The 21822-nt window shown below is 69.5% G+C and carries 21 protein-coding genes; 5 read left to right on the top strand and 16 right to left on the bottom strand.

The genetic code is table 11. The annotated features are described in order from the left end of the window. The first annotated feature begins 35 nt into the window (after window positions 1-35). Window positions 36-425, top strand: coding sequence for an ATPase (locus R2K23_RS12705; RefSeq protein ID WP_316509958.1), 390 nt, complete (start codon window positions 36-38; stop codon window positions 423-425). Here the strand turns inward: R2K23_RS12705 and R2K23_RS12710 are convergent. Next, window positions 422-1675 carry a sulfotransferase family protein gene (locus R2K23_RS12710; RefSeq protein WP_316517249.1) on the bottom strand — a complete coding sequence of 418 codons (1254 nt, stop codon included), beginning with the start codon at window positions 1673-1675 and terminating at the stop codon, window positions 422-424. The two genes, R2K23_RS12705 and R2K23_RS12710, sit on opposite strands and share 4 nt — an antisense overlap. An 84-nt stretch (window positions 1676-1759) precedes the next feature. Here R2K23_RS12710 and R2K23_RS12715 point away from each other — a divergent pair, with 84 nt between their 5' ends. Continuing rightward, the gene (locus R2K23_RS12715) at window positions 1760-2908 is read left to right on the top strand and encodes a DUF1214 domain-containing protein (RefSeq protein WP_316509959.1); all 1149 of its coding nucleotides are present in this window, start codon (window positions 1760-1762) and stop codon (window positions 2906-2908) included. On the opposite strand, the gene R2K23_RS12720 is transcribed toward R2K23_RS12715, so the two are convergent. The 14 genes from R2K23_RS12720 to R2K23_RS12785 form a co-directional block, all read right to left on the bottom strand. Next, a complete protein-coding gene (locus tag R2K23_RS12720) occupies window positions 2901-3494 on the bottom strand; it encodes a TetR/AcrR family transcriptional regulator (protein ID WP_316509960.1) in 594 nt (197 codons plus the stop codon). The genes R2K23_RS12715 and R2K23_RS12720 overlap by 8 nt on opposite strands. 26 nt (window positions 3495-3520) lie before the next feature. Then, window positions 3521-6322, bottom strand: coding sequence for a phosphoenolpyruvate carboxylase (ppc, locus tag R2K23_RS12725; RefSeq protein ID WP_316509961.1), 2802 nt, complete (start codon window positions 6320-6322; stop codon window positions 3521-3523). 56 nt (window positions 6323-6378) lie between these two features. Then, the gene (gene secG / locus R2K23_RS12730) at window positions 6379-6615 is read right to left on the bottom strand and encodes a preprotein translocase subunit SecG (RefSeq protein WP_316509962.1); all 237 of its coding nucleotides are present in this window, start codon (window positions 6613-6615) and stop codon (window positions 6379-6381) included. A 25-nt stretch (window positions 6616-6640) separates the two neighbouring features. Next, the gene (tpiA, locus tag R2K23_RS12735; RefSeq protein ID WP_316509963.1) at window positions 6641-7426 is read right to left on the bottom strand and encodes a triose-phosphate isomerase; all 786 of its coding nucleotides are present in this window, start codon (window positions 7424-7426) and stop codon (window positions 6641-6643) included. Window positions 7427-7439: 13 nt separating this feature from the next. Beyond that, entirely contained in the window at window positions 7440-8666 is a 1227-nt protein-coding gene (locus R2K23_RS12740) for a phosphoglycerate kinase (RefSeq protein WP_316509964.1), read from the bottom strand. Between the two features lie 14 nt (window positions 8667-8680). Beyond that, a complete protein-coding gene (gap, locus tag R2K23_RS12745; protein ID WP_316509965.1) occupies window positions 8681-9703 on the bottom strand; it encodes a type I glyceraldehyde-3-phosphate dehydrogenase in 1023 nt (340 codons plus the stop codon). 74 nt (window positions 9704-9777) lie between these two features. Beyond that, a complete protein-coding gene (gene whiA, locus R2K23_RS12750; RefSeq protein ID WP_126336843.1) occupies window positions 9778-10755 on the bottom strand; it encodes a DNA-binding protein WhiA in 978 nt (325 codons plus the stop codon). Continuing rightward, window positions 10752-11801: a YvcK family protein gene (locus R2K23_RS12755; protein ID WP_316509966.1), complete on the bottom strand. Its 1050-nt coding sequence runs from the start codon at window positions 11799-11801 to the stop codon at window positions 10752-10754. The genes whiA and R2K23_RS12755 overlap by 4 nt, the downstream gene beginning before the upstream one ends. Continuing rightward, on the bottom strand, window positions 11798-12727 hold the full coding sequence (gene rapZ / locus R2K23_RS12760) for an RNase adapter RapZ (protein ID WP_316509967.1): 930 nt from the start codon (window positions 12725-12727) through the stop codon (window positions 11798-11800). Before rapZ ends, R2K23_RS12755 begins: the two co-directional genes overlap by 4 nt. Next, window positions 12724-14766: an excinuclease ABC subunit UvrC gene (uvrC, locus tag R2K23_RS12765; RefSeq protein WP_316509968.1), complete on the bottom strand. Its 2043-nt coding sequence runs from the start codon at window positions 14764-14766 to the stop codon at window positions 12724-12726. The genes rapZ and uvrC overlap by 4 nt, the downstream gene beginning before the upstream one ends. Before the next feature lie 44 nt (window positions 14767-14810). Further along, window positions 14811-15263 carry a PH domain-containing protein gene (locus R2K23_RS12770; protein WP_316509969.1) on the bottom strand — a complete coding sequence of 151 codons (453 nt, stop codon included), beginning with the start codon at window positions 15261-15263 and terminating at the stop codon, window positions 14811-14813. Between the two features lie 5 nt (window positions 15264-15268). After that, window positions 15269-15751: a 6,7-dimethyl-8-ribityllumazine synthase gene (ribH, locus tag R2K23_RS12775; RefSeq protein WP_316509970.1), complete on the bottom strand. Its 483-nt coding sequence runs from the start codon at window positions 15749-15751 to the stop codon at window positions 15269-15271. Further along, window positions 15748-17073, bottom strand: a complete 1326-nt coding sequence (locus R2K23_RS12780; RefSeq protein ID WP_316509971.1) for a bifunctional 3,4-dihydroxy-2-butanone-4-phosphate synthase/GTP cyclohydrolase II — start codon at window positions 17071-17073, stop codon at window positions 15748-15750. The genes ribH and R2K23_RS12780 overlap by 4 nt, the downstream gene beginning before the upstream one ends. Window positions 17074-17163: 90 nt before the next feature. After that, entirely contained in the window at window positions 17164-17784 is a 621-nt protein-coding gene (locus tag R2K23_RS12785; RefSeq protein WP_316509972.1) for a riboflavin synthase, read from the bottom strand. 69 nt (window positions 17785-17853) lie between these two features. On the opposite strand from R2K23_RS12785, the gene R2K23_RS12790 reads away from it, so the two are divergent. Genes R2K23_RS12790 through R2K23_RS12800 form a run of 3 tightly spaced genes read left to right on the top strand, consistent with a single transcriptional unit; the run spans window position 17854 to window position 20812 of the window. Further along, a complete protein-coding gene (locus R2K23_RS12790) occupies window positions 17854-18564 on the top strand; it encodes an LppX_LprAFG lipoprotein (RefSeq protein ID WP_316509973.1) in 711 nt (236 codons plus the stop codon). Then, window positions 18564-20201 carry an MFS transporter gene (locus tag R2K23_RS12795; protein WP_316509974.1) on the top strand — a complete coding sequence of 546 codons (1638 nt, stop codon included), beginning with the start codon at window positions 18564-18566 and terminating at the stop codon, window positions 20199-20201. Before R2K23_RS12790 ends, R2K23_RS12795 begins: the two co-directional genes overlap by 1 nt. A gap of 50 nt (window positions 20202-20251) precedes the next feature. Further along, on the top strand, window positions 20252-20812 hold the full coding sequence (locus R2K23_RS12800) for a type 1 glutamine amidotransferase domain-containing protein (protein ID WP_316509975.1): 561 nt from the start codon (window positions 20252-20254) through the stop codon (window positions 20810-20812). Between the two features lie 7 nt (window positions 20813-20819). On the opposite strand, the gene ribD is transcribed toward R2K23_RS12800, so the two are convergent. Further along, complete coding sequence (ribD, locus tag R2K23_RS12805) at window positions 20820-21821, bottom strand: bifunctional diaminohydroxyphosphoribosylaminopyrimidine deaminase/5-amino-6-(5-phosphoribosylamino)uracil reductase RibD (RefSeq protein WP_316517252.1); 1002 nt, start codon at window positions 21819-21821, stop codon at window positions 20820-20822. Window position 21822 lies beyond the last annotated feature (1 nt).

Raw genomic sequence — 21822 nt, forward strand, 5'->3', positions numbered from 1 at the left:
TGGCCTGGCGCCGGCAAGCCGTCATACTGGCGGGCATGGCAGACAAAGACGTCAGCACCGACCGGGCGGCGAATCGGGCCCGCCCGGCTCAGCAGCGGATCAAGACCCTGGCGCAGGCGGCCCTGAACGCCGACGTGACCGTGGGGCAGGTCGACACCTTGTTGCAGGACCTGTCGGAGACGCTCGGGGAGCTCAACACCTCCACCGCCGTCCTCGACGACACCATGGAGCGGTTCAACGCGACCATCACCCGCATCGACGAACTCGCGCCCCGGCTGATCGGCATGGTCGACCGCTTGGAGGCGATCGTGGACCGCGTCGAGGCGATCGTCGGCGTGGGCGAGGCGGTGATGTCGCCGATCGCCGCCACCGAGAATGCGGTGCGCGGGGCCATCTCGGCGATGCGCCACCGCACCGGACTCTAGGCGCTCACGCGCACGAATCGTTCGACGTACGGGGCGAAGCGCTGCCGCAGCTCGTCCTTGTCCAGCCCCAGATCCTCGGCGCGGTAGTCGATCCGGCCCAACCGATTACGGGTGTGCCCGGCCAGGTAGTCGGCGACCGCGGCCCGCGACTGCGCGCTGGGCTGGTACCCGGCGACGTCCCAGACCCGCTGCACCATCGCCAGGTCGTCGGCCATGAACTCGTCGAAGCGCACGTCGATGGTGCGGTCGGCGGGTAGCTTCGCGTGGTCGCGCAGGCATGCCGCCAGCATCTCCTCGATGCGGGTGATCCAGTAGCCGGCCACCGTGGCGACGTCGACCCGGTCCACGCTCATCCGCATGGTGTAGGTCATCATGGTCGCCATCGACACCGATACGTCGACCGGATCCCGGTGGGTGACAATGAAAGTCGCGTCCGGAAAGACTTTCATGATGGGCACGAACTGTTCGAGGTGCTGTGGGCTCTTGAGCACCCAGCGCCGGTCGCGGCCGTCCTGGTGCTGCAACACCTGCAGCATCATCCGCAGAAACTGGTAACCGGGGGTCTGGTCGTGGTCGCGCAGGTAGTCCGACCACCGCGGCAGATGGGTCAGCGTGGTGAAGAAGCCGCTGGCGAAGTCCTGCACCATCAACCCGATGTCCTCGTGGATGTGGTCGATGGTCATCTCGTGCATCAGCTGGAAGTACGGCATCAGCGTGTTCGAGATGTTCAGCGCGTCGCCGGTGCGTTGCCGGCGCGGTTCGACGGTGCCCTCCTCCCCCGGCGCGGGCAACGGCTCCTGGGCCTCCCAGTACGGCAGGGAGCGCAGCGCCGGGTCGGCGGCCAGCAGGCTGTGCAGGTGGGTGGTGCCGGTGCGGGGCAGCCCCGCGATGACCATCGGGGCGGCGATGTCGACGTCGAAGATCTCCGGGTGGCGCTTGAGGTGGTCGATGACCCGCAGCCGCCCCTTGAGGAAGGTGAGCATCAGCGAGAACGCGTAGGTGCGGCCGAAGGCGGTGAAGTTGGGCAGGTCGCCGAACGCCGCGAGCAGCACGTCCATGCGTTCGCGGTAGTCCTGCGCGCCGAAGTCGCTCAGGCCGGTCTGGGCGGTCGCCTGTTCGTGCAGCGCTTCCGCCGTCAACGGGCAGTACTCGGCCATCGCGGCCATCCCGTCGATGATGGCCTGCGCTTCGGGGGTGAACGTGGGCCTGGCCAGGTCGGTGATGCGGATGGCGCCGGAAGCTGATGTCACGGATGCGGTCACGCACGCACCCTAACCGACGGTCGTTACAGTTTTTACAACTTTCGTTGCATTGTATGTTGTTACGATGTCGCCATGACCGCACCCGACAGCGCCGCCGCCTGGCGCGAGTTGCTCAGCGCCTTCGCCGAATTCGACCAGCACTTCCTGGCGGGCCCCAAGGCGGTGCGGGGTGAGGTCGCCGTCGCCGAGGGCTACCACAACCTGGCCACCATGCTGGCGCTGACGCTGGACATGAGCCTGTTCGCCGACCCGGTGGCGCCGCGCTTCATCGACACCCTGACCCCGTTCCGCCCCGACCGCCGCTGGGGCGGCGACAACACCGACTGCTACTACGGCTACGCCATGGTCGACCCGCGCCGCACCTACCGCGTCAGCGGTGCCCCCAACGACAGCGCCCTGTACTCGGTGACCGTCTACAACGAGCCCGAACCCGGCGCGTGGCCCAATCGGACCGTCGGTCTGCTCTACGACACCGACATGCCGCTGGATGCCGACGGCAGGTTCTCGTGCGTGCTGGGCCCGGCCCGGCCCGACGGTTACGGCGGCCCGTTCATCGAACTGTCCCCCGATGCCCACGGCATCATCACCCGCGACTATCACGAACATCCCGATACCGGCCGCCGCGTCGACTGGCACATCGAGGTCATCGACCACGCCGGCCTGCCGGTGCAGCCCGCGAAAACCGATGCGGCCACCGCGGCCGCGTTGCGGTCGGCGCTGCGTTTCGCCCAGGACATGTACGCGCTGATCCCGCTGATCCTGATGGAACGCCAACCCGTCGAGCTTGCCGACGGGCAGGCGCTGACCACCAACACCATCGCTCCCCCGTACCGCGCCGGCGGCGCGACCCACGGCTATTCGATGCAGGACGCCTGCTACGGCCTGGGCGGGTTCGCCCTGGAACCGGACGAGGCGCTGGTGATCACCTCGCGGCATCCCGAGGCCCGGTTCTGGAACTTCACGCTGTGGAACCAGTACATGGCGGCGCTCGACGTGGACTACGGCCGGGCCGGGATCAACTCCGGCACCGCGGTTCCCAACAGCGACGGCTCCGTCACGATCGTCGTCAGCCCGCGGCTGCTCGCCCACCCGAATGCCATTTCCACCAAGGGGCACCCCGAGGGTCTGATGTCGTTCCGATGGTTTCACGCCGCCGAACTGCCCGAGCAGCCGACGACGGTCGTCGTCGCGGCCGACGCGGCACCGCGCGAACTCAGCTGAGGATCGGGACAATCCAGCGTCGCAGGTAGGCCCGCAGCTCGGCGGCGGACCGGGGCGGATTCGGCGGGGCGATCACCATCGACTGGATCAGCCGCAACAGGAACTCGACCAGGTCGTCGAGGGCGGCCCCGGCGAAACCATGGGCGGCCCAGTCGATCTCGGTGTGCTCCAGCATGGCGCGGGACCGCGCGACGGCCTCGGGCAGCACCATCGCCTGACCGATGGACCGGCCCTGGTCGGTGTCGAGCAGCTGTGCCAGCAGCGCCTCCTCGGGGAGCCGTTCCACCAGGTGGGCCACCGCCTCGACCAGCAGTTCGGCGGCGTCGTCCAGGCCGGCGGTCAATTCAGCGATGCGGGCCGTCCAGCCCGCCAGCGCCACGTCGGCCGCGGCCGCAAGCAGCTCCTCGGTGGTGGCGAAGTACCGGTAGACGGTGGGCCGGGTGATCCCGAGATCGGCGGCGACCAGAGACAGGGTGGTACGCCGCGGGCCGTGCCGCTCGAGCATCCGCAACGCGGAATCGATGATGCGCTTGCGCGCCTCGGTGTCATCGCCGGGCGGCTGTCCCCGCCATCCCCTGCGTCCCATACCGGGCGAGTCTATCGGTGTCGCGGTCAGCCGCTGTTGCGCAGCGCGGACGCCAGACCGCTCATGGTCAGCAAGATGCCGCGCTGCACGCGCTCCTGGTCGTCCCCGGCGCGGTAGCGGCGCAGCAACTCGACCTGCAGGTGGTTCAGCGGCTCCAGGTAGGGAAACCGGTTGAACACCGACCGCGCCAGGGCCGGGTTGTCGGCCAACAGGTCGTCCTGGCCGGTGATCAATTCGTGCACGGCGATGCAGCGCCGATGCTCGGCCTGGATCTTGTCGAAGACCCGGTGTCGCAGCGCGGCATCCGCCACCAACTCCGCGTAGCGCGCCGCGAGCCCCATATCCGACTTCGCCAGCACCTGAGCCATGTTCGACAGCACCGTGGCGAAGAACGGCCAGCGCCGATACAGATCGCGCAACACCTCGATGCGCTCCCCGGGATCCGGTCCGGCGGCGAGGAACTGTTCGACCGCGGTGCCGGTGCCGTACCACCCGGGCAGCATCACCCGGGACTGACTCCAGGCCAACACCCACGGGATGGCGCGCAGATCGGAGACGTCGGTGGTGGGCTTGCGCGAGGTCGGGCGGCTGCCGATGTTGAGGTCACCGATCTCGCTGACCGGTGTGGAGGACTTGAAGTACTCCACGAATCCCGGTGTCTCGTGCACGAGTTCGCCGTAGGCGCGTCGCGCACGGGCCGCCAGGTCGTCGAGCACCCGGTACGCGGGCTCGGCCGCAGCGCCGAGGCCCTCCACGTCGAGCAAGGTCGACTCGAGGGTGGCCGCCACCAACGTCTCCAGGTTGCGGCGGGCGATGCGGGGTTCGGCGTATTTGGCTGCGATCACCTCGCCCTGTTCGGTGAGCCGCAGCGAACCGCGGACCGCACCGGGCGGTTGGGCCAAGATCGCGTCGTAGCTCGGTCCGCCGCCGCGCCCGACGGTGCCACCCCGGCCGTGGAACAGCCGCAGCCGGATTCCGGTGTCCCGCGCCATCTCGACCAGATCCAGCTCGGCGCGGTACAGCGCCCAGTTCGCCGCCAGGTAGCCGCCGTCCTTGTTGGAGTCGGAGTAACCCAGCATCACCTCCTGGCTTTCGCTGCGCGCCCGCACCAGCGAGCGGTAGAGCGGCAGCGCCAGCGCGTCACGCATCACCGCGGCGCCGTGCTGCAGGTCCTCGATGGTCTCGAACAGCGGCACGATGCCCAGCGGACAGTACGGTCGCTCGCCGGCCGCGTCGAGCAGGCCGGCCTCCTTGAGCAGGATCGCGGCCTCGAGCAGATCCGAAACCGACCGGCACATGGAGATCACGTAGTTCGGCACGGATTCGGGGCCGAAGACGCGCACCGCGCGCGCCGCCGCCCGCACGATGTCGAGTTCCGTGCGGGCCAGTTCGGACAACTCGGCGCCGGGCCCGGTCAGCGGGCGGCGGGTTGCCAGCTCCGCCATCAGGAGGTCGACCCGATCCGCCTCGGCCAGCCCGAGGTAGTCGGAGTGCACGCCGGACCAGGCGAGCAGCTCTGCGACCACCTCCTCGTGCACGTCGGAGTTCTGCCGAAGGTCCAGGCCGCTGAGGTGAAACCCGAAGACCCGCACCGCCTCTCGCAGCCGCGCCAGTCGGTCGTCGGCGAGCAGTGCGCTCCCGTGTCCGCGCAGCGACGCGTCGACTGCGTCCAGATCGGCCAGCAATTGCCCCGGCGTCGCGTAGGGCGCCAAGCCCAGGTCGAGTTCCTGTTCGGGGCGGCGGTCCAAGATCTCGGTGCCGGTGGCGGTGAGCCGCGCGTGGATGACGCGCACCGCGCGTCGGTAAGGTTCGTCGGCCCGTGCCGGGTCGTGACAGTCCCGACCCAACGCGGCGACCGCGTCGCTGATCCGCACCAACCGAGCCGACATCGACAACTCCTGTTCCAGGGCCGTCAGCTCGGCGAAATAGTGCGCCAACGCGACGTGGGCGGCGCTGCCGGTGGCCATTCGCACGACCTCGGCGGTGACGTTCGGATTGCCGTCCCGGTCCCCGCCGATCCAGGATCCGGGCCGCAGGACCGGTTGGTCCAGCAGTCCGGCATCCGGCCAGCGGCGCTGCAGCTCGGCGCGGACCTCGGCGTTCACCTGTGGGATGACCTCGAGGAACGCGGCCTGGTAATACCGCAGACCGGTCTCGATCTCGTCGGAGATCTTCAACCGGGACAACCGGATCAACGCCGTCTGCCACATCATCAGAACCTGGCGCCGCAACTCCGGCTCGATCTCGGCGGCGCCGCCGCCGAAGGCGCGCAGCCGCATCAGCTCGGTGATGCGGTGCTGGGTGTCGAACACCGTACGACGACGCGTCTCGGTCGGGTGGGCGGTGATGACCGGCGACACCAGGGCCCCGGCCAGCGCCTCGGCGACCGAATCGGCATCCAGCGCGCCGTCGGCCACCGCGGCGTCGAGCTTGGCGTAGGTGGCGGCCAGGCTGCTGTCCTGGGGCGGTTCCCCGGCGGCGACATGGATGGCCCGGCGGCGTTCCCGGTGAATGTCCTCGGCTACGTTGGCCAGCAGGGCGAACTGGGTGAACGCCCGGATCACCGGGATGGCGTCGCGGGCCTCGATGCCGCGGAACAACTCGGCGAGCTCGGCGCGGTCGATCTCGGAACGCCGGACCCGAAACGATTCGACGCGGGCCCGCTCGACCAGGTCGAAGATCTCTTCGCCGTGCTGTTCCCGGACGGTGTCGCCCAGGATCGCGCCCAGCAGCCGGATGTCCTCGCGCATCGGCTCGGTCGCCTCGCGACCCACCGGGGTGCGGTGGACGGCGCCGATCGGGGCGAGGACGTCGGTGGTGTCAGCCATGGCTCCCAGTATCAGCGCGCGCCGGGTTCGGCGCAGGATACGGGACGCCCCGGACGCTAGGCGCCGTACTTGATCTGCAGGCCGATCCCGACGATGGTGACCACCCAGATACCGGTGACGAACAGCGTCAACCGGTCGAGGTTCTTCTCCACCACGGTCGATCCCGACAGGCTCGATTGCACGCCGCCGCCGAACAACGTCGACAGGCCGCCGCCCTTGGCGCGGTGCAGCAGCACCAACAGGATCACCAGCAAGCTGGTGATCACCAAGAGAATTTGCAGAGCCATTTCCATTGCAGACACCTTACACGGGGGTGATTCAGGGCAGCGGGCCGCCGGCGGCGATCGCCGAGAGCGTCGCGAACTGCTCGCCGTCCAGCGAGGCCCCGCCGACCAGCGCGCCGTCGACATCGGACTGCGCGACGATCTCGCCGACGTTCTTGGCGTTGACCGAGCCGCCGTAGAGCACGCGGACGGTGTCGGCGACCTCCGGGCCGGCCAGCCGGCCGAGCTCGGCGCGGATCGCCGCGCACACCTCCTGGGCGTCCGCGGCGCTGGCCACCCGGCCGGTGCCGATGGCCCAGACCGGCTCGTAGGCGATCACCAGCGCGGCGATCTGGTCGGCCGACAGGCCGGCCAGCGACTCCTTGAGCTGGGTCACGTTGTAATCGACGTGCTCGCCGGCCTCGCGGACCTCCAGGCCCTCACCGATGCACACGATGGGGGTCAGCTCGTGTTTGAGCGCGGCGGCCGCCTTGGCGGCGACCAGCGCGTTGTCCTCGTGGTGATAGGTGCGCCGCTCGGAGTGCCCCACCACCACGAACGTGCAGCCGAGCTTGGCCAGGAAGGCGCCGCTGATCTCACCGGTGTAGGCGCCGGCGTCGTGCTGGGACAGGTCCTGGGCCCCGTAGGTCAGCCGCAGCTTGTCGCCGTCGACCAGGGTCTGCACGCTGCGCAGATCGGTGAACGGCGGGATCACCGTGACGTCGACCTTGTCGAAGTACTTGTCCGGCAACGAGAATGCGATCTTCTGCACCAGGGCGATGGCCTCGAAGTGATTGAGGTTCATCTTCCAGTTGCCGGCGATCAAGGGCTTACGGGACACGTGGTTCTCCTAGTCAGCTTTCCAGGACCGAAATGCCGGGCAGTTCCTTGCCCTCGAGGTATTCCAGCGAGGCGCCGCCCCCGGTCGAGATGTGGGAGAAGCCGTCCTCGGGCAGGCCCAGTTGGCGCACCGCGGCTGCGGAGTCGCCGCCGCCCACCACGCTGAACGCGCCCTTCTCGGTGGCGCCGATGATGGCCTCGGCCACCCCCTTGGTACCCGCCGAGAACGCCGGGAACTCGAAGACGCCCATCGGACCGTTCCAGAACACCGTCTTGGCGTTGGACAGCAGCGTGGTGAAGCGCCGCACCGATTCCGGTCCGATGTCCAGCCCCATCTTGCCGTCCGGGATGCGGTCGCAGGCCACGGTCTCCGGCGCCGAATCGGCGGCGAACTTCTCGGCGACCACGATGTCCACCGGCAGGTGGATCACGTCACCGTAGTCCTCGAGCAGCTTGGCGCAGGTGTCGACCATCTCCTCCTGCAGCAACGAGGAACCCACCGAAAGCCCCTGCGCGGCAAGGAAGGTGAAGCACATCCCGCCGCCGATGATCAGGCTGTCGGCCTTACCGGCCAGGCTCTCGATGACGGCCAACTTGTCCGAGACCTTCGACCCGCCCAGCACCACGGCGTAGGGGCGATCGCTGGACTCGGTCAGTTGCTGCAGCACCTTGACCTCGGCGGCCACCAGGGTGCCCGCGTAGTGCGGGAGCAGCTTGGCAACGTCGTAGACCGAGGCCTGCTTGCGGTGCACCACGCCGAAGCCGTCCGAGACGAAGGCCGGGGTGGGCCCGCCCGGGGTGTCGACCAGCTCGATCAGCGCCTTGGCCAGCGCGGTGCGCTCGGCCTCGTCCTTGCTGGTCTCGCGGGGGTCGAAGCGGATGTTCTCCAGGAGTAGGACATCCCCGTCGGTGAGTCCCTCGGCACGCGCGAGCGCGTCGGTGCCCACCACGTCCCCGGCGAGCTGCACGTGCCGGCCGAGGCGCTCACCGAGCTCCTTGGCCACCGGGGCCAACGAGAACTTCGGATCCGGCTCCCCCTTGGGTCGGCCGAGATGAGCGGTCACCACCACCTTGGCCCCGGCATCGACCAGCGCCCGCAGCGTGGGCAGCGACGCGATGATCCGACCGGGGTCGGTGATGTTGCCGTCGTCGTCCAGGGGGACGTTCAGATCGGAGCGAATCAGCACGCCCCGACCCGAAACACCCTCCGCCAGAAGATCATCGAGTGTTTTGACGCTCATCTGACCAGTTCCGACTAGAGCGACTTGCCGACCAGCGCGATGAGGTCGACCAACCGGTTCGAGTAGCCCCACTCGTTGTCGTACCAGGACACGACCTTGGCCTGGTTGTCGATGACCTTGGTCAGTCCCGCATCGTAGAGCGAGCTGTGCGGATCGGTGACGATGTCGCTGGAGACGATCGGCGCGTCGTAGTACTTCAGGATGCCCTTGAGCGGTCCCTCGGCGGCGGCCTTCATCGCGGCGTTGATGTCGTCGACGGTGGCCGACTTGTTCAGCTCGGCGGTGAGGTCGGTGACCGAGCCGGTGGGAATCGGCACGCGCAGCGCGTAGCCGTCCAGCTTGCCCTTGAGTTCAGGCAGCACCAGGCCGATGGCCTTGGCGGCGCCGGTGGAGGTCGGCACGATGTTGACCGCGGCGGCGCGGGCGCGGCGCAGGTCCGAGTGCGGGCCGTCCTGCAGGTTCTGGTCCTGGGTGTAGGCGTGAATGGTGGTCATCAGGCCCTTGACGATGCCGAACTCGTCGTTGAGGACCTTGGCCAGCGGGCCGAGGCAGTTCGTGGTGCACGAGGCGTTGGAGATGATGTTCTGGCTGCCGTCGTACTTGTCGTCGTTGACGCCGAGCACGATCGTGATGTCCTCGTCGCTGGCCGGCGCGGAGATGATGACCTTCTTGGCGCCGGCGTCGAGGTGGCCCTGGGCCTTGTCGCGCTTGGTGAAGATGCCGGTGGATTCCACGACGACATCCACCCCGAGGTCGCCCCACGGCAGCGCGGCCGGGCCTTCCTTGACCTCGAGCGCCTTGATCTTGTGGTCGCCGATGACGATGGTGTCTTCGCCCTCGAGGCTGACCTCTTCGGGGAGCCGGCCCAGGATCGAGTCGAACTTCAGCAGGTGCGCCAGGGTGGCGTTGTCGGTGAGGTCGTTGACGGCCACGATCTCGATGTCGGTGTTCTGGCCAAGGGCCTTCTGCGCCGCCAGCGCACGGTAGAAGTTACGGCCGATGCGGCCGAAGCCGTTTACGCCAACCCGGATGGTCACTTGTCTCTCCTCTTTGGTTCGGCTTCGATGACTGCTCCCGACCAGCCTAATGGTGCGGATTTCGCGACGCGCAGTCAGGCGTCCTCGAGCAGTTCCGGGGTGACGGCCGACTCGGTGTCGGGAATGCCGTCCTGCTTCGCCTTGCGATCGGCCATCGACAGCAGGCGCCGAATACGGCCGGCAACAGCATCTTTCGTCATCGGCGGGTCGGCCAGCCGGCCGAGTTCCTCCAGCGAGGCCTGCCGATGCTCGACGCGGAGCTTGCCCGCGGCGGCCAAGTGGTCCGGCACGGTGTCGCCGAGGATGGCCAGCGCGCGTTCCACCCGCGCGGCGGCGGCGACCGCGGCCCGAGCCGAGCGACGCAGGTTGGCGTCGTCGAAATTCGCCAGCCGGTTCGCGGTCGCCCGAACCTCGCGGCGCATCCGGCGTTCCTCCCAGGTCAGCCGGGTGTCCTGGGCCCCCATCCGGGTCAGCAGCGCCCCGATGGCCTCGCCGTCGCGGACCACCACGCGGTCGGCGCCGCGCACCTCGCGCGCCTTGGCGCTGACCCCGAGCCGCCGGGCCGCCCCGACGAGGGCCAACGCCGCCTCCGGTCCCGGGCAGCTGACCTCCAGCGCCGAGGACCGCCCCGGCTCGGTCAGCGAACCGTGCGCCAGGAACGCGCCGCGCCAGGCCGCCTCCGCGTCGCCGACGTTGCCGCCGACCACCTGCGCCGGCAGTCCCCGCACCGGCCGACCGCGCAGGTCGAGCAGGCCGGTCTGCCGGGCCAGCGCCTCGCCGTCCTTGGCGACCCGCACCACATACCGGGTGTTCTTGCGGATCCCGCTGGCCGAGAGCACGTGCACGATCGCGTTGTACCCGTACAGATCGAAGATGTCCTTGCGCAGCCGGCGCGCGATGATGCCCAGGTCGACCTCGGCCTCGACGACCACGCGCCCGGCCACGATGTGCAGTCCCCCGGCAAACCGCAACAGCGACGCCACCTCCGCCCGGCGCGCGCTCACGGAATTAACCACCAGTCGGCTCAGTTCGTCCTTCACCTCAGCCGTCATCGCCACGGGTCGTCACCTCTCGGTCCATTCAGCCGCGTTCCATCCGGTTCGCCGCGAGCCATTGTCGGCACCGTAGCCGTCGTGGGTACGGTCGGCCTCTGCGCTGGCCGGCACACCGCGTCCAACACCGCGGCCAGCTTTGCCGGATCGTGCAATGGTGTACCAGGCCGGGAGACGTCAGCAAACCGCACCCGGGCGGCGAGGACGCCCGCGGTGCGCTGCAGCTGTTCGCGCTCTCTCTGGTTGGAGACCCTAGCCGCATCCACGACGATGTCGTGCACCGTGAACTCCGGTGCATGCTGAGCCAGCACGTGCAGGTGCCGTTCGGCGGAGAAGCCGGCGGTCTCGCCGGGCTGGTCGGCGAGGTTGAGCACCAGCGCCCGGCGGGCCGGAGTGGACCGCAGCGCGGCCGCCAGACCCGGCACCAACAGGTGCGGGATCACGCTGGTGAACCAGGACCCCGGGCCCAGGACCACCAGGTCGGCGTCCATGATCGCGTCGACCGCCTGGCGGGTGGCCGGCGGGTTGCCCGGCAGCAGGCGTACGCGGCGGACATTGCCGGGGGTGGTCGCGATCGCCACCTGCCCCCGGATGGACCGGCTCATCCGGGGATCGGATTCCAGACCGGCGACGTCGGCCTCGATCTGCAGCGCGATGGGGCACATCGGCAGGACCCGGCCCTTGACGCCGAGGATCCGTCCGACCTCGTCGAGGGCGGCCACCGGGTCGCCCAGCACCTCGTTGAGGCCGGCCAGCATGAGGTTGCCGATGGGGTGCCCGGCCAGCGCGCCGTTGCCGCCGAAGCGATGCTGGATGATGGTGGCCCACAGCTGACCGTGCGGACTGTCGGATGCCAAGGCGGCCAACGCCATTCGCAGATCGCCCGGCGGCACGATGTCGAGTTCGCTGCGCAGTCGGCCCGACGACCCGCCGTCGTCGGCGACCGTCACCACCGCCGTGACGTAGGGGGTCAGTCGCCGGGCGGCCGACAGGGTGGCATACAGGCCGTGGCCGCCGCCGAGCGCGACGATTCGCTGCGCGGTCATTCGCGACCCAGATCCCGGTGCAGCACCCGCACCGACAGGCCCTCCGCGCGGCGCAGTCGCTCCGCGAGCGCCTCGGCCATCGCCACGCTGCGGTGCTTGCCCCCGGTACACCCGATGGCCACGGTCATGTATCGCTTGCCCTCCCGCCGATAGCCATCGACCACCAGCCCCAGCAGTTCATGGTAGGTCCCCAGGAAGTGATCGGCGCCGGGTTGGCCGAGCACGTAGTCGCGGACCGCCGGGTGCCGGCCGGTGTGCGGGCGCAACTCGTCGACCCAGTGCGGGTTCGGCAAGAATCGCACGTCCATCACCATGTCGGAATCCATCGGCAAGCCGTATTTGTACCCAAACGATTCCACGGTGACACTTGTGACCGGTGTCGTCTCGCTGCCGAACGCGCCCTCGATGGCCTCCCGCAGCTCCCGCACCGACAGCCGGGACGTGTCGATCACCAGGTCCGCGGCCGCCCGCACCGGTGCCAGCATCGACCGCTCGGCGGCGATCCCCTCGGCCAGCGTCAGATCACCCTGCATGGGGTGGCTGCGCCGGTTGTTCTCGTAGCGTCGAACCAGCATCTCGTCGGAGGCGTCCAGGAAGAGCACCCGGGGGCTGATGCCGCGGGCGGCCAGCTCGCTGTGCACCGAATCCAGGTTGCCGGTGAAGCCTCGTGACCGCGAGTCCATGACCACCGCGAGCTGGGTGATGCGCGAGCCCGCCGCCAGTCCCAGCTCGACCATCCGGGCGATCAGCTCCGGCGGCAGATTGTCGGCGACGTACCAGCCGAGGTCCTCGAGGACCTTCGCGGCGGTGCCCCGGCCCGCCCCGGACAGGCCGGTGACCAGCACCACGTCGATATCCGTCTCGCGGTCCGCACCGACCTGCCCCGCATCGGCTTCGCGTGCCACTTCGTCTGTACCGTCCGTCATCTCGATGTCCGTTCAGCGATGCCATCATCGCCCACCGTGGCCGACTCCCGTGCCGTTACCTCAGAATCTTCACGATCGGAGGCCGGCCCGGGGGGCCGCACCCCGAGCGCATCGAGCACCGCGGTCGCGGTCGCCGGCCCGATTCCGGGGACCGAGGTGATCTCGTCGACCGACGCCTGTTTGAGCCTGGCGACCGAGCCGAAGTGCGTCACCAGGGCCTTACGGCGGTGCTCCCCCAGCCCGGGGACGGCGTCCAGTGCGGAGGCCGTCATCCGCTTCGAGCGCTTGCTGCGGTGGAAGGTGATGGCGAACCGGTGCGCCTCGTCGCGCACCCGCTGCAACAGGTACAGCCCCTCGCTGGTCCGCGGCATGATCACCGGGTCGGGCTCGCCCGGCACCCACACCTCTTCCAGGCGCTTGGCCAGTCCGACGACGGCGACGTCGGTGATGCCGAGTTCGGCCAGCACGGCGGCGGCCGCGTTCACCTGGGGCGCACCCCCGTCGACGACGTACAGGTTGGGCGGATAGGCGAACTTCCTCGACTTTCCCTCCGGGGCAAGCTCTTCGGGGTTCTGCTTGTCCTGCAGGTGCCGCCAGAACCGCCGCCGGGTGACCTCGGCGATGGAGGCCACGTCGTCGGAGCGCCCGTCGCCCGCCGCCTCCTTGATGCTGTAGTGCCGGTAGTCGGACTTGCGCGGCAGGCCGTCCTCGAACACCACCAGCGAGGCCACCACGTCGGTGCCTTGCACGTGACTGATGTCCACACACTCGATGCGCAGCGGCGCCTCCGCCAGGCCGAGTGCATCCTGAATGCTCTGCAGGGCAGCTGATCTCGCGTTGAAGTCCCCGGCCCGCTTGAGCTTGTGCTGCTGCAGGGCCTCGACGGCATTGCGGCGCACCGTCTCCGCCAGGGCCTTCTTGTCGCCGCGGCGCGGCACCCGCAGCGCCACCTTCGAACCCCGCAGGCCGGACAGCCACTCGGCGACCTGCTCGGCGTCGCCGGGCAGGCACGGCACCAGTACCTCGCGCGGCACGGGGTTCGTCGTCTCGTCGCCGCCGCCGTCGCTGGCGCTGCCCAGCTCGGCCTGCTCGCCGTAGAACTGGGTGAGGAACTGCTCGACCAGCTGCTCCTGCACCGTCTCCACCAGATCACCGGGCTCACTCGACTTTTCGACGATCCAGCCGCGCTGACCGCGCACCCGTCCACCGCGGACGTGGAACACCTGAACCGCGGCCTCGAGTTCGTCGTCGGCGAACGCCACGACGTCCGCGTCGGTCCCGTCACCGAAGACCACGGCCTGCTTCTCCAGGGCGCGGCGCACGGCGGACAGATCGTCGCGAAGGCGGGCGGCCTTCTCGAAGTCGAGGTCCTCGGCGGCCGCGGTCATCCGTTGCTCGAGTTCGCGCGCGAAGCGATCGGTCTTGCCGGAGAGGAAATCGCAGAAATCCTCGACGATCTTGCGGTGCTCGTCAGCGCTGACCCGGCCCACGCAGGGCGCCGAACACTTGTCGATGTAGCCGAGCAGACACGGCCGACCGATCTGGCTGTGCCGCTTCAACACTCCCGCCGAGCAGGTGCGGGCCGGGAACACCCGGGTGAGCAGGTCCAGGGTCTCCCGAATGGCCCAGGCGTGCGAGTAGGGGCCGAAGTAGCGCACTCCCTTGCGCCGCGGGCCGCGGTAGACGAACAGCCGCGGGAACTCCTCGTTGAGGGTGACGGCCAGCACCGGGTAGGACTTGTCGTCGCGGTAGCGGACGTTGAAGCGCGGATCGAATTCCTTGATCCAGTTGTATTCCAGCTGTAGCGCCTCGACCTCGGTCGTGACGACGGTCCACTCGACCTTGGCCGCCGTGGTGACCATCTGCCGGGTGCGCGGATGCAGGCCGGCGACGTCGGCGAAGTACGACGTGAGGCGGCTGCGCAGACTCTTGGCCTTGCCGACGTAGATGACGCGGCCGTGCTGATCGGAGAAGCGGTAGACACCCGGCTCGACCGGGATGGATCCCGGGGCGGGACGGTATGTCGACGGATCAGGCACTGCTCCAGCCTAGTACCGCGGCGAGACTGCTCCCGGCGCGCGAGCTATCCGCCGGGCCGGTACTTGGCCATCAGGTCGCGCACGGTGTCCATCGCGTCGATGGCGCGGGCCTTGTCCACCGCCTGTATGGCCATCACCGGGTGATATTCGTAGTCGGGCAGATCCACGCGCGCCCACCGCGCCCCCTTGTGAAACGAGACACCCTGCACCTCGGACCAGCTGAACAGCTTGTCGCCCAGCAAATTCCGCACCGATAATCCCTGCGGACCGATCCGCAGCCGCGGGCGGGTGAACAACAGCACGCAGCACGCGATCACCACGCCGAGCGCACCGATCGCCACCTGGTCGGCGGTCTGGAAGATCACCCCGCTGGACCCGATCTTGAGCAGGAAACCGACGACGATGTGCGCGGCCGCGATCACCACGGCCGCGGCCACCGCGAAGATCGGCGTCAGCCTGGGGCGCAACTCGACGTCCCAGTGCGGCTTGTCGACCAAAGACCTCACCTGGCCCCGCGCAGATCCCGCAGGGTCAGCGCGGTACTCAGGGCGGCCGCCGCCGCCTGTTCGCCCTTGTCCTCCGCCGATCCGGGCAGTCCGGCGCGATCGAGCGCCTGTTCCTCGGTGTCGGTGGTCAGCACGCCGTTGGCCACCGGGGTGGCCTCGTCCAACGACACCCGGGTCAGGCCCTGGGTGACCGCGTCGCAGACGTAGTCGAAATGCGGTGTCTGGCCGCGGATCACCACACCGAGGGCCACGACGGCGTCGTGCCGGCGGGCCAACTCCTGGGCCACCACCGGGATTTCGATGGCCCCGAGCACCCGCACCACGGTGGGCTCGGCGACGCCGGCGGCCTTGGCGACCCGCAGGGCGCCGTCGAGCAGCGCGTCGCAGATGCCGCTGTGCCACGTGCTGGCGACGATCGCCAGCGACACCTCGGCGGCGTCGAGTTCGGGCATGTCCGGGATGCCGGCGCCGCCGCTCACGGGGTGTTCCCGGTCCGGTCGGTCGGGGTGTGCCGCTCGCCCAGCAGGTAGACCGCCTCGTCGTAGCCGTCCATGGTGGTCGCCTCGTGGTAGTCGTCCAGCCCGGTCAGGTCATGACCCATCCGGTCGCGCTTGGTCATCAGGTAGCGGATGTTGTCGGCGTTGGCGCGCACCGGCAACGGCACCCGCTCGGTGATGTGCAGCCCGTAGCCGTCCAGGCCGACCCGCTTCGCCGGGTTGTTGGTCAGCAGCCGCATGGACCGGATGCCGAGATCGACCAGGATCTGCGCCCCGATGCCGTAGTCGCGGGCATCGGCCGGCAGCCCGAGCTTCAGGTTGGCGTCCACGGTGTCGTCACCGGCGTCCTGCAGCTGATAGGCCTGCAGCTTGTGCATCAGCCCGATCCCGCGCCCCTCGTGTCCGCGCATGTACAGCACGACGCCGCGGCCCTCGCGGGCCACCATCGCCATGGCCGCATCCAGCTGGGGACCGCAGTCGCAGCGCCGGGAACCGAACACGTCCCCGGTGAGGCATTCGGAGTGCACCCGCACCAGCACGTCCTCGCCGTCGCTGTGCGGACCGGCGATCTCGCCGCGGACCAGCGCGACGTGCTCGACTTCCTCGTACTCGCTCTTGTACCCGACGGCCCGGAATTCGCCGTGCCGGGTCGGGATCCGGGCCTCGGCGATGCGCTCGATGTGCTTCTCGTGCTTGCGACGCCACTCGATGAGGTCGGCGATGGAGATGAGCGCCAACTCGTGTTCGTCGGCGAAGACCCGCAGCTCCTCGGTGCGGGCCATCGCGCCCTCGTCCTTCTGGCTGACGATCTCGCAGATCGCGCCGGCCGGCCGCAGCCCGGCCAGCCGGGCCAGGTCGACGGCGGCCTCGGTGTGGCCGGGGCGCCGCAGCACCCCGCCGTCCTTGGCCCGCAGCGGGACCACGTGTCCGGGCTTGGTGAAGTCGTCGGCGACGGCGTTCGGGTCGGCCAACAGGCGCATGGTGGTGGCCCGGTCCGAGGCCGAAATTCCGGTCCCCACACCTACTTTTGCGTCCACGGTGACGGTGTAGGCGGTGCCGTGCTTGTCCTGGTTGACCGCATACATCGGCAGCAGCCCCAGCTTGTCGCAGATCTCACCGTCCAGCGGCACGCACAGGTACCCGGAGGTGTACCGGACCATGAACGCGACCAGCTCCGGCGTGGCCTTCTCGGCCGCGAAGATCAGGTCACCCTCGTTCTCCCGGTCCTCGTCGTCGATGACGACCACGGCCTTCCCCGCCGCGATATCGGCGACCGCCCGTTCGACGGTATCGAGCCTGGTCATCTGCGCCACCTTGCCGGTTTCTGCTCCGGAGCCCCGCAACGGGCTCAAACACAATTGATTCCACCAGTATGAACCACCACGACGCAGCGGTTACTTCCCCTTGGCGCTGAGCAGACGCTCAACGTATTTCGCGATGACGTCGACCTCCAGGTTGACCGGGGTGCCGACCGGTGCGGTACCCAGCGTCGTCATGGCGAGCGTGGTCGGGATCAGCGAGACCTCGAACCAGTCGGAGTCGGTGGTTTCGTCGCGTTCACCCAGGCCAGAGACGGTCAAGGAGATGCCGTCGACGGTGATCGAGCCCTTCTCCACGACGTAACGCGACAGCGGCGCGGGCAGGGTAACCCGCACCACTTCCCAGTGCTGGGATGGGGTCCGCGACACCACCCGGCCGGTGCCGTCGACATGGCCCTGCACGATGTGACCGCCGAGCCGGCTGTTGACGGCGGCGGCGCGCTCGAGATTGACCCGCGATCCCACCGACAACGCCTGCAGGCTGGACCGGTCGAGGGTCTCGGCGATGACGTCGGCGCTGAACTGCCCGTCGGGCAACACCTCGACGACCGTCAGACAGACCCCGTTGACGGCGATGGAATCGCCGTGTCCCGCGTCGGCGGTGACGATGGGGCCGCGGATGACGAAACGCGCGGCGTCGGCCAGGTCTTCTTTGGCGATGACTTCGCCGAGTTCTTCGACGATTCCGGTGAACACGGGCGATAAGGCTACCCAGGTCTGCCGTGGGAAACCCGGCTGCGGGGTGGCACCCTCTACGATGCAGTCATGCAACCGCGCCGACTCGTGTCCCGGATTGTCCTGTCCCTTGCCGCCGCCGGCGCCGCCACCGCCTTGGTGGTGGGCTGCTCGTCGGGGTCGGAGGCTCCCTCGGAGTCGCTGCCCGACGCTCCGGGCCTGCTGCAGCAGTCCAGCCAGACCACCAAGGGCCTGCAGAGCGCCCACCTCGAGATCGTCGTGGACGGCACCATCCAGGGCCTGCCGGTCAAGCGCCTGTCCGGCGACCTCACCAACGTGCCCGCCACGGCCGTGCAGGGCAACGCCACCATCACGATGGCCGGCTCCGACATGGATGTCGATCTCGTGGTCATCGACAACACCTTGTTCGCGGCGCTGACCCCGGACAGCTGGCTGGACATGGGCCCGGCCGCCGACATCTACGACCCGTCGACGATCCTGAACCCCGAGACCGGTGTGGCCAACATCCTGGCGAATTTCTCCGACGCCAAGTCGGAGAGCACCGAGCAGATCGACGGCACCGAGACCGTCAAGGTCACCGGCCAGGTCAGCGCCGATGCCGTCAACCAACTGATCCCCTCGCTGCAGGCCACCTCGCCGGTGCCGGGCACCGCGTGGATCGAGAACGGCGGTGAGCACAACCTGGTGCGCGCCCAGATCGAGCCGACCGGTGACAGCTCCATCGAGCTGACGCTGTCGAAGTGGAACGAGCCCGTCACCGTCACCAAGCCGCAGGTGTAATGCGCCCGGAAACGAGGCGCTGGACCGCCATCAGCGCGGGCGGGCTCGCCGTCCTGCTCGGGGCCATCGACACCTACGTCGTGGTCACGATCATGACCGACATCATGCGAGATGTCGGTATCCCGATCAACAAGATCCAGCAGGTCGCGCCGATCATCACCGGCTATCTGCTCGGTTACATCGCGGCCATGCCGCTGCTGGGCCGGGCCTCCGACCGGGTGGGCCGCAAGCTGGTGCTGCAACTCGGTCTCGCGGGCTTCGCGATCGGCTCGGTGGTCACGGCCATGGCCCAGGACCTCAGCACCCTGGTGGTCGGCCGGGTGATCCTGGGTATCGCGGCCGGCGCGCTGCTCCCGGTCACGCTGGCACTGGCCGCCGACCTGTGGGCCGCGCGTAACCGCGCCGCCGTGCTCGGCGGCATCGGCGCGGCCCAGGAACTCGGCTGTGTGCTCGGCCCGCTGTGGGGTATCGCGGTGGTGTCCATGCTGAACACCTGGCGCGACGTGTTCTGGATCAACATCCCGCTGGCCCTGCTGGCCATGTTGATGATCCATTTCAGCGTGCCGGGCCATGAGCGCGGCGCGGGGCCGCGCGAGCGGGTCGACGTCGTCGGCGGCCTGCTGCTGGCCGTGGCCCTGGGTCTGTTGGTCATCGGCCTGTACAACCCCGAGCCCGACGGCAAGGAGGTGCTGCCCAGCAACGGGCTGCTGCTGGTCGGCATCGCGCTCGTCGTCACCCTGGCGTTCTTCATCTGGGAACGCGTCTCGCGCACCAAGCTCATCGACCCCGCCGGCGTGAAGTTCCTGCCGTTCCTCGCCGCCCTGGCCACGTCGCTGTGCGCCGGCGCCGCGCTGATGGTGACGCTGGTCAACGTAGAGCTGTTCGGCCAGGGGGTGCTGGGCCTGGATCAGGTGCAGGCCGCACTGAAGCTCAGCTGGTTCCTGGCCGCCCTGCCGGTGGGCGCGGTCATCGGCGGCTTGATCGCCACCCGCGTGGGCGACCGCATCGTGGTCTTCGTCGGGATGCTGATCGCCGGCTTCGCCTACTGGTTGGTGTCGCATTGGCGCGTCGACGTGCTGTCGGTGAGCCACGACCTGGGGTTGTTCGAGCTCCCCGCGTTCAGCACCGACCTGGTGATCGCCGGATTCGGCCTCGGCCTGGTGATCGGCCCGTTGACCTCGGCGGCGCTGCGGGTGGTCCCGTCGGCGCAGCACGGCATCGCGTCCTCGCTGGTGGTCGTGGCCCGCATGACCGGCATGCTGATCGGTGTCGCGGCGCTGTCGGCGTGGGGGCTGTACCGGTTCAATCAGATCCTGGCGGAGCTGCCCCGGGCGGCCGGCGAGACTCTGGCGGAACGGCTCGCCGCCGAGGCGTCCCGCTACCAACTGGCGTTCTCCATGCAGTACGGCGAGATGTTCGGGGTCACCGCGATCGTCTGCGTCGTCGGCGCGGTGATCGGTCTGCTCATCGCCGGCAAGCACACCCAGGCCGACGATGCACCCGTCGACGCCGCGCCGGACCCGCGAGCCGAGACCGAACCCGCCACCGAGGTGCTCAGCGCCGCCCGGGGTGCCGACGCCGCGACCACGCGGCTGCCCGGCGCCGGCGGCGCACACCGGCGACGCGACCCGCGCTAGGAGTTGCGACGCCGGTGTGATCGGCGGGCACGATCGGGTACCCGGCGGGTATGACAAACGATCTGACTGGCAAGAAGGTCGCCTTCCTCGTTGCCCCGGAAGGCGTGGAGCAGGTGGAGCTCACCCAGCCCTGGGAGGCTGTGCAGCAGGCCGGCGGCACGCCGGTGTTGGTGTCGACCGAGACCGGCAAGGTCCAGGCGTTCAACCACCTCACCGAGGCGGACGTCTTCGAGGCCGAGGTGGCCGCCGCGGACGCGCAGCCCGCCGACTTCGTGGGTCTGGTCTTGCCCGGCGGGGTGGCCAACCCCGACAACCTGCGCACCGACGCCGGCGCCGTGCGGTTCGCCAAGGGCTTCTTCGAGGCCGGAAAACCCGTCGCGGTCATCTGCCACGCCCCCTGGACGCTGGTCGAGGCGGACGTGGTGCGGGGCCGCACGCTCACATCGTGGCCGAGCGTGCGCACCGACATCGTCAACGCCGGCGGCACCTGGGTGGACCAGGAGGTCGCGGTGTGCACGGGCGGACCCAACACCCTGGTGTCCAGCCGCAAGCCCGACGACCTGCCCGCGTTCTGCGCCAAGACCGTTGAGGTGCTGGCGAATTCGGCCTAGCGGCGGTTCAGGCCGGCACCAGGCTCAACAGCACGTCGGGGCCCACCCGGTCCACGCCGTCGTACCGCCAGCGGGGGGCCTGCGCGAGGGTGTCCACGCCGACGGCATCGACGATGGTGTTGGGGCCGCCGATCAGGATCGGCGCCACGTAGGCCAGGATCCGGTCGACGTAGCCGGCCCGGAGAAACGCCGAGGCCAGCGCCGGACCGGACTCCAAGAACAGATCCGTTCGATCGCCCAGTGCGCGCAGCACCTCGGCGGGATCGCGGGTGCGGAGCAGTTCGGTGGGCGAATCCGCGTTGCGCACTTTGTAATTCGCGCCGATCTCGCGCAGACCGACCACGACCCGCAGCGGTTGTCGGTCATACAGCGCCCCGTCGGAGGTGCGGGCGGTCAGGGCGGGATCGTCGGCGAACACCGTGCCGGTTCCCACGATCACCGCGTCGGCCGCCGCGCGGCGCAGATGGACGTCGGCGCGCGCCTGCGGGCTGGTGATCCACTGGCTGGTGCCGTCGGCCGCCGCGCTGCGCCCGTCGATGCTGCCGGCGACCTTCCAGGTGACGTGGGGTCGCCCGGTCCGCAGTTTGTGTAACCACTCCCGTAGCGAGCCGGCGGCGACCTCGTCGGCGAGCACCCCCGGCACCGTGCCGACACCGGCCGCGGCGAGCCGGCCCGCGCCGTCGGCGGCGACGGGGTTCGGGTCGGCCACCGCGTATACGACGGTCGAGATGCCCGCAGCCAGAAGCGCATCCACGCAGGGCGGGGTGCGGCCGTGATGGTTGCACGGCTCCAACGTCACCACGGCGGTACCGCCGCGGGCCCGCTCGCCGGCCGCCCGCAATGCGACGACCTCGGCATGCGCGCCGCCCACGGGTTCGGTGGCGCCCCGGCCGACGATGTCGCCGGCCGCATCCAGTACGACGGCGCCGACCGGCGGATTCGGATAGGTGGTGCCCTTGATCCGCTCCGCCTCGGCGATGGCCGCCCGCATGGCGCCGTCGAAACCCATC

This window comes from Mycolicibacterium sp. MU0050 (assembly GCF_963378085.1).
Lineage (GTDB): Bacteria > Actinomycetota > Actinomycetes > Mycobacteriales > Mycobacteriaceae > Mycobacterium > Mycobacterium wendilense.

What these genes read in the sequence shown, in the direction of transcription:
- R2K23_RS12790 (WP_316509973.1), top strand. Translation starts at nt 17,854, where the DNA reads ATGCAACCGCGCCGACTCGTGTCCCGGATTGTCCTGTCCCTTGCCGCC.
- secG (WP_316509962.1), bottom strand. Translation starts at nt 6,615, where the DNA reads ATGGAAATGGCTCTGCAAATTCTCTTGGTGATCACCAGCTTGCTGGTG.
- R2K23_RS12780 (WP_316509971.1), bottom strand. Translation starts at nt 17,073, where the DNA reads ATGACCAGGCTCGATACCGTCGAACGGGCGGTCGCCGATATCGCGGCG.
- R2K23_RS12740 (WP_316509964.1), bottom strand. Translation starts at nt 8,666, where the DNA reads ATGAGCGTCAAAACACTCGATGATCTTCTGGCGGAGGGTGTTTCGGGT.
- ribD (WP_316517252.1), bottom strand. Translation starts at nt 21,821, where the DNA reads ATGGGTTTCGACGGCGCCATGCGGGCGGCCATCGCCGAGGCGGAGCGG.
- whiA (WP_126336843.1), bottom strand. Translation starts at nt 10,755, where the DNA reads ATGACGGCTGAGGTGAAGGACGAACTGAGCCGACTGGTGGTTAATTCC.
- R2K23_RS12715 (WP_316509959.1), top strand. Translation starts at nt 1,760, where the DNA reads ATGACCGCACCCGACAGCGCCGCCGCCTGGCGCGAGTTGCTCAGCGCC.
- ppc (WP_316509961.1), bottom strand. Translation starts at nt 6,322, where the DNA reads ATGGCTGACACCACCGACGTCCTCGCCCCGATCGGCGCCGTCCACCGC.
- R2K23_RS12800 (WP_316509975.1), top strand. Translation starts at nt 20,252, where the DNA reads ATGACAAACGATCTGACTGGCAAGAAGGTCGCCTTCCTCGTTGCCCCG.
- R2K23_RS12720 (WP_316509960.1), bottom strand. Translation starts at nt 3,494, where the DNA reads ATGGGACGCAGGGGATGGCGGGGACAGCCGCCCGGCGATGACACCGAG.
- R2K23_RS12755 (WP_316509966.1), bottom strand. Translation starts at nt 11,801, where the DNA reads ATGACCGCGCAGCGAATCGTCGCGCTCGGCGGCGGCCACGGCCTGTAT.
- R2K23_RS12795 (WP_316509974.1), top strand. Translation starts at nt 18,564, where the DNA reads ATGCGCCCGGAAACGAGGCGCTGGACCGCCATCAGCGCGGGCGGGCTC.
- R2K23_RS12705 (WP_316509958.1), top strand. Translation starts at nt 36, where the DNA reads ATGGCAGACAAAGACGTCAGCACCGACCGGGCGGCGAATCGGGCCCGC.
- rapZ (WP_316509967.1), bottom strand. Translation starts at nt 12,727, where the DNA reads ATGACGGACGGTACAGACGAAGTGGCACGCGAAGCCGATGCGGGGCAG.